Source organism: Xanthobacter sp. BG11Y11_SDJG, assembly GCF_057364445.1.
Map to the genome: position 1 here is coordinate 1 of NZ_JBNFNU010000409.1, position 3,710 is coordinate 3,710.

Annotated in this window: 3 protein-coding genes and 2 pseudogenes; 3 read left to right on the top strand and 2 right to left on the bottom strand. The window is 70.5% G+C overall.

Annotated features, from left to right (window positions below; genetic code table 11):
• Positions 1-55: 55 nt before the first annotated feature.
• On the bottom strand, positions 56-406 hold the full coding sequence (locus AC2W7M_RS21810; RefSeq protein WP_486134871.1) for a hypothetical protein: 351 nt from the start codon (positions 404-406) through the stop codon (positions 56-58).
• Between the two features lie 59 nt (positions 407-465).
• Positions 466-783 (bottom strand): GCG_CRPN prefix-to-repeats domain-containing protein, encoded by a 318-nt coding sequence (locus tag AC2W7M_RS21815; RefSeq protein ID WP_486134873.1) that lies wholly within the window; start codon positions 781-783, stop codon positions 466-468.
• 318 nt (positions 784-1,101) lie between these two features.
• Between AC2W7M_RS21815 and AC2W7M_RS21820 the strand changes: the two are divergent.
• The 3 genes and pseudogenes from AC2W7M_RS21820 to secG form a co-directional block, all read left to right on the top strand.
• Positions 1,102-2,399: pseudogene (locus AC2W7M_RS21820) on the top strand (NCS2 family permease).
• Positions 2,400-2,486: 87 nt separating this feature from the next.
• Positions 2,487-3,257: a hypothetical protein gene (locus AC2W7M_RS21825; RefSeq protein ID WP_486134874.1), complete on the top strand. Its 771-nt coding sequence runs from the start codon at positions 2,487-2,489 to the stop codon at positions 3,255-3,257.
• Between the two features lie 121 nt (positions 3,258-3,378).
• A pseudogene (secG, locus tag AC2W7M_RS21830) lies at positions 3,379-3,710 on the top strand (preprotein translocase subunit SecG); the annotation flags it as partial.

Below are 3,710 nucleotides of genomic sequence, written 5' to 3' on the forward strand. Positions count from 1 at the left end.
TTCGCCGCAGCAATGAAGGTCTTGAGGTCCGCCGCGCGGGCGCTCGCGGTCGCGCCTACCTCCTCAGCGCGGCCAGGAATCCGCCGGCGGCGGCGCGCTGAAGCGCTTCTCGCGCCGCTGGGCGGAGTTGCGGGCGATGTCGCGGATCGCCTTCTCCAGCGGCGCCCCAGAGCTTTTCCTGCTCGGGGGTCAGCTCGACCACCGTCTTCAGCGCGGCGATGCGGGCATTGCGGATGGCGCGGGCGTCGTCCTCCGTGAAGGGCGGGGACGCCAGCGCCGGGTCGGCGGGCTGCGCGGCGGCAGCCGGGGCGTTCTGGGCCGAAGCCGGACCGACGTAACTTGCGGCCGTGACGGCGATGAGGCCGGTGAGGCCGAGCGCCGCAAGGCGCGAGGAAAGGCGGATCATGGGTATCTCATATCGCTGGGGTTGAACCGGGGGCGCGGCCCTCAGGCCGCAGCCGCGCGTCAGTAGCGGTAGCCGCCGCCGGGCAGCGGCCCGTGATAGGGCGTGTCGCGGCAATGGCCCCAGGGCCCACGCCAGTATCCGGGCGGGCAGCCCTGCGGGTTGACCACTACAGGTCCAGGCACGACCACCACCGGCCGGCGTAATAGCCGTAGCGGCAGCCGCCCCCACGGCCCGCGCCAGCCGCCCCAGCCGCAGCCCTGGGCGACCAGTGTTGCACCGGCATCGGCCGGAACGGGCAGCGCCGGGAAGGCGCCGGCCCCGACGGTGGCGGCGGCCAGGATCGGCACCGCCAGGAGCATGCTTGCAAGAGTGCGCATCTTTGGACTCCTCCCCGCATCACGCCAAGGAATTGAGGGCGTGTGCAACGATGGCTGGTAAAATCCTCTGGCGTCGGTCCGGCGTCAATGGAGCGGCGCGACCGCCGCCCAGATTGGAACGATCCGATGCGCCCAGCCGCATGCGCCCCCCGAGCGCAGCCGCTCGCGCCCGCCGGGGCGTGAATTTTCGGCTGCAACGCCGCCGCGGACATTCTCGTTTCGCGGAGCGGGGGAATATTCGCGGCGTCAGTTGTCCCGTATCCTCCGGCGGCTCCGAGCCGGGCGTCGCGGAGCGGCCGGCGCGGCACGGGGGCGAGCATGCGGACGACACTGGAGCGCCTGTTCGGGCTGCGAGAGAACGGCACCTCGGTCCCGGTCGAGCTCGCCGCCGGGCTCACCACCTTCCTCACCATGAGCTACATCCTGGTGGTGAACCCGCAGATTCTCGCCGCGGCGGGCATCGACCGGGGCGCCGCCTTCACCGCCACCTGCCTCGCGGCAGCCCTCGGCTCGCTCGCCATGGGGTTGATCGCCAACTATCCCATCGCCCTCGCCCCGGGCATGGGGATCAACGCCTATTTCACCTACACTGTGGTGCTGGGCATGGGCGTGCCCTGGCAGACGGCACTGGGGGCGGTGTTCCTCTCCGGCGTCGCCTTCCTGCTGGTGAGCGTGCTCAAGGTGCGCGAATGGCTGGTGAATTCCATCCCGCTCTCGCTCAAGCTCGGCATCGGCGCCGGCATCGGCCTGTTCCTGGGGCTGCTCGGCCTCCAGGGCATGGGCCTTGTGGTGGCGAAGCCCGCCACCATGATCGGGCTCGGCGATGTCCGCGACCCCAAGGTGCTGATCGCCTGCGCCGGCTTCGTGCTGATGGCCGGTCTCGCGGCGCGCAGGGTGCCCGGCGCGATCCTCATCGCGGTGGCGGCGGCGGCGCTCGCCGGCGTGCCGCTCGGGCTGACCAGCTTTTCGGGCGTGGTCTCGCCCCCGCCTTCCCTGGCGCCGACGTTCCTCCAGATGGACCTCGCCGGCGCGCTGAAGCTCTCCATGACCGGCGTGGTGTTCGCTTTCTTCTTGGTGGGGCTGCTCGACAATATGGGCACGCTGATCGCCACCCTCGGCCGCGCCGGGCTGATGCGGGCGGACGGCACGGTGCCGCGGCTCGGCCGGGTGATGCTGGCCGATTCGGGCGGCGCCATGGTGGGCGCGGCGCTCGGCACCTCGAACACGGTCTCCTATATCGAGAGCGCCTCCGGCATCGCCGCCGGCGGGCGCACGGGCCTTGCCAGCGTGGCGACGGCGGGCCTGTTCCTCGCCTGCCTGTTCATCGCACCGCTGGCGCTGGCGTGCCGGCGTTCGCCACCGCTCCGGCGCTGGTGTTCGTCGCCCTCGCCATGCTGGCGCCGCTCAAGGACCTGCCGTGGGACGATCCGGCGGAGGCGCTGCCGGCGGCATTGACGGCGCTCGGCATCGTCTTCACCTTCTCCATCGCCACGGGCATCGGCCTCGGCTTCATCGCCTATGCAGCGGTGAAGCTGATCGCCGGGCGCGGGCGAGAAGTGAGCGGCGCGGTCTGGGTGGTCGCGCTCGCCTCGGCGCTGCTGCTGGCGGTGGAGTAGACGGGCTTCGCCGCGATGTCATGCAATCGCATGTAAATGGCCACAGTCGTCCGTGCCGCGGCCGGACTCGATGCGGGAGTGGGCTGGATGTTGGACGGCGCATCTACGCGACGCAAAAGAAGTGGGCTGGCAGCCATCGCGCTGAGCCTCGTGCTGGCGGGCGCGACGACCGGCAGCGGTAGGGCACAGGAGCCGGGCGGCCACCCGCCAGCCGCCACCCGACTGGATTCCGATTCGCCCGAAGTCATCAAACGCGTCCGCGACGCCCGTGTGAAGACTATAGAGACACTTCCTCCCGAATTCTGGGCAGAAGTGCTTCCCGGCCTGCTGAAGGGCGTCCCGCTTGAGCGGTTGAAAACCGAGAAGGGCGCGGTAGTCATCGTGCGCGCCTACGGCAAGTCTGCCGATGGCGACGAGATACCCTATCCTTATAATTTCACGCTGCGCGAGGTGAACACCGACCGCATCCGCCAGGTGCTGCTGCGCAGCCGGGGCGCCATCGACCAGCTGGGATGGGGGGTGGCCGTCGTGCCGCCCGGGCGATATCTGGCTGCCAACGCGCCGGCGACCATCAGCGTCATGCTGCGTTCCGACGGCACCATGGCGCATCGGATCACCTTCCCGCTCGGCGCTGCCAAGGTGGCTCCCGAACGCGGTGTGCGGGTGGAAGCCGGCGAGGTGGTCTATCTCGGCACGGTGGTGGAATCATTCCGCCAGCGCAAGCCGCCGCCGCAATCGGTGACGGTGATCGACCAAAGCGCAGCCGCGCGGGCTTTCGCCCAACAGGAATTCCCCGCCTTCGCGCCCCATCTGCAGACGCGCCTCCTGCCCTCCGTCGATCCAGTCGAGCTTCAATGAGACGTGATGCGCCGGCGCCGGTCGGCGCTCCGGGCGGCGATACCCTTCCATCCCGCGGCGGATCGTGTAACACGCCCCCGACGACGCACCCGGCGTGCCGGGCGCGAACATGATGGATTCCATGCAGACCGTTCTGATTGTGATTCACCTGATGGTGGTGCTCGCGCTTATCGGCGTGGTGCTGATCCAGCGCTCCGAGGGCGGTGGACTGGGCATCGGCGGCGGGGGGCGGCGGCGGCGGAGGCGGCGGCTTCTTCACCGCGCGCGGCTCGGCCAACGTGCTCACGCGGGCGACCGCCATCCTCGCGGTGATGTTCTTCATCACCTCGCTGGCGCTGACCATCAATGCCGGCTGGCACCGCGCGCCGCGCTCGATCCTGCCGACCACCGCACCCTCGGGCCCGCAGTGCCCCAGAGCGGCGCTCCATCCTCGACCAGATCCGCCGCAAGGCG

Excerpts from the sequence above, each read along its gene's own strand:
- AC2W7M_RS21810 (WP_486134871.1), bottom strand. The coding sequence starts at position 406 with ATGATCCGCCTTTCCTCGCGCCTTGCGGCGCTCGGCCTCACCGGCCTC.
- AC2W7M_RS21815 (WP_486134873.1), bottom strand. The coding sequence starts at position 783 with ATGCGCACTCTTGCAAGCATGCTCCTGGCGGTGCCGATCCTGGCCGCC.
- AC2W7M_RS21825 (WP_486134874.1), top strand. The coding sequence starts at position 2,487 with ATGTTGGACGGCGCATCTACGCGACGCAAAAGAAGTGGGCTGGCAGCC.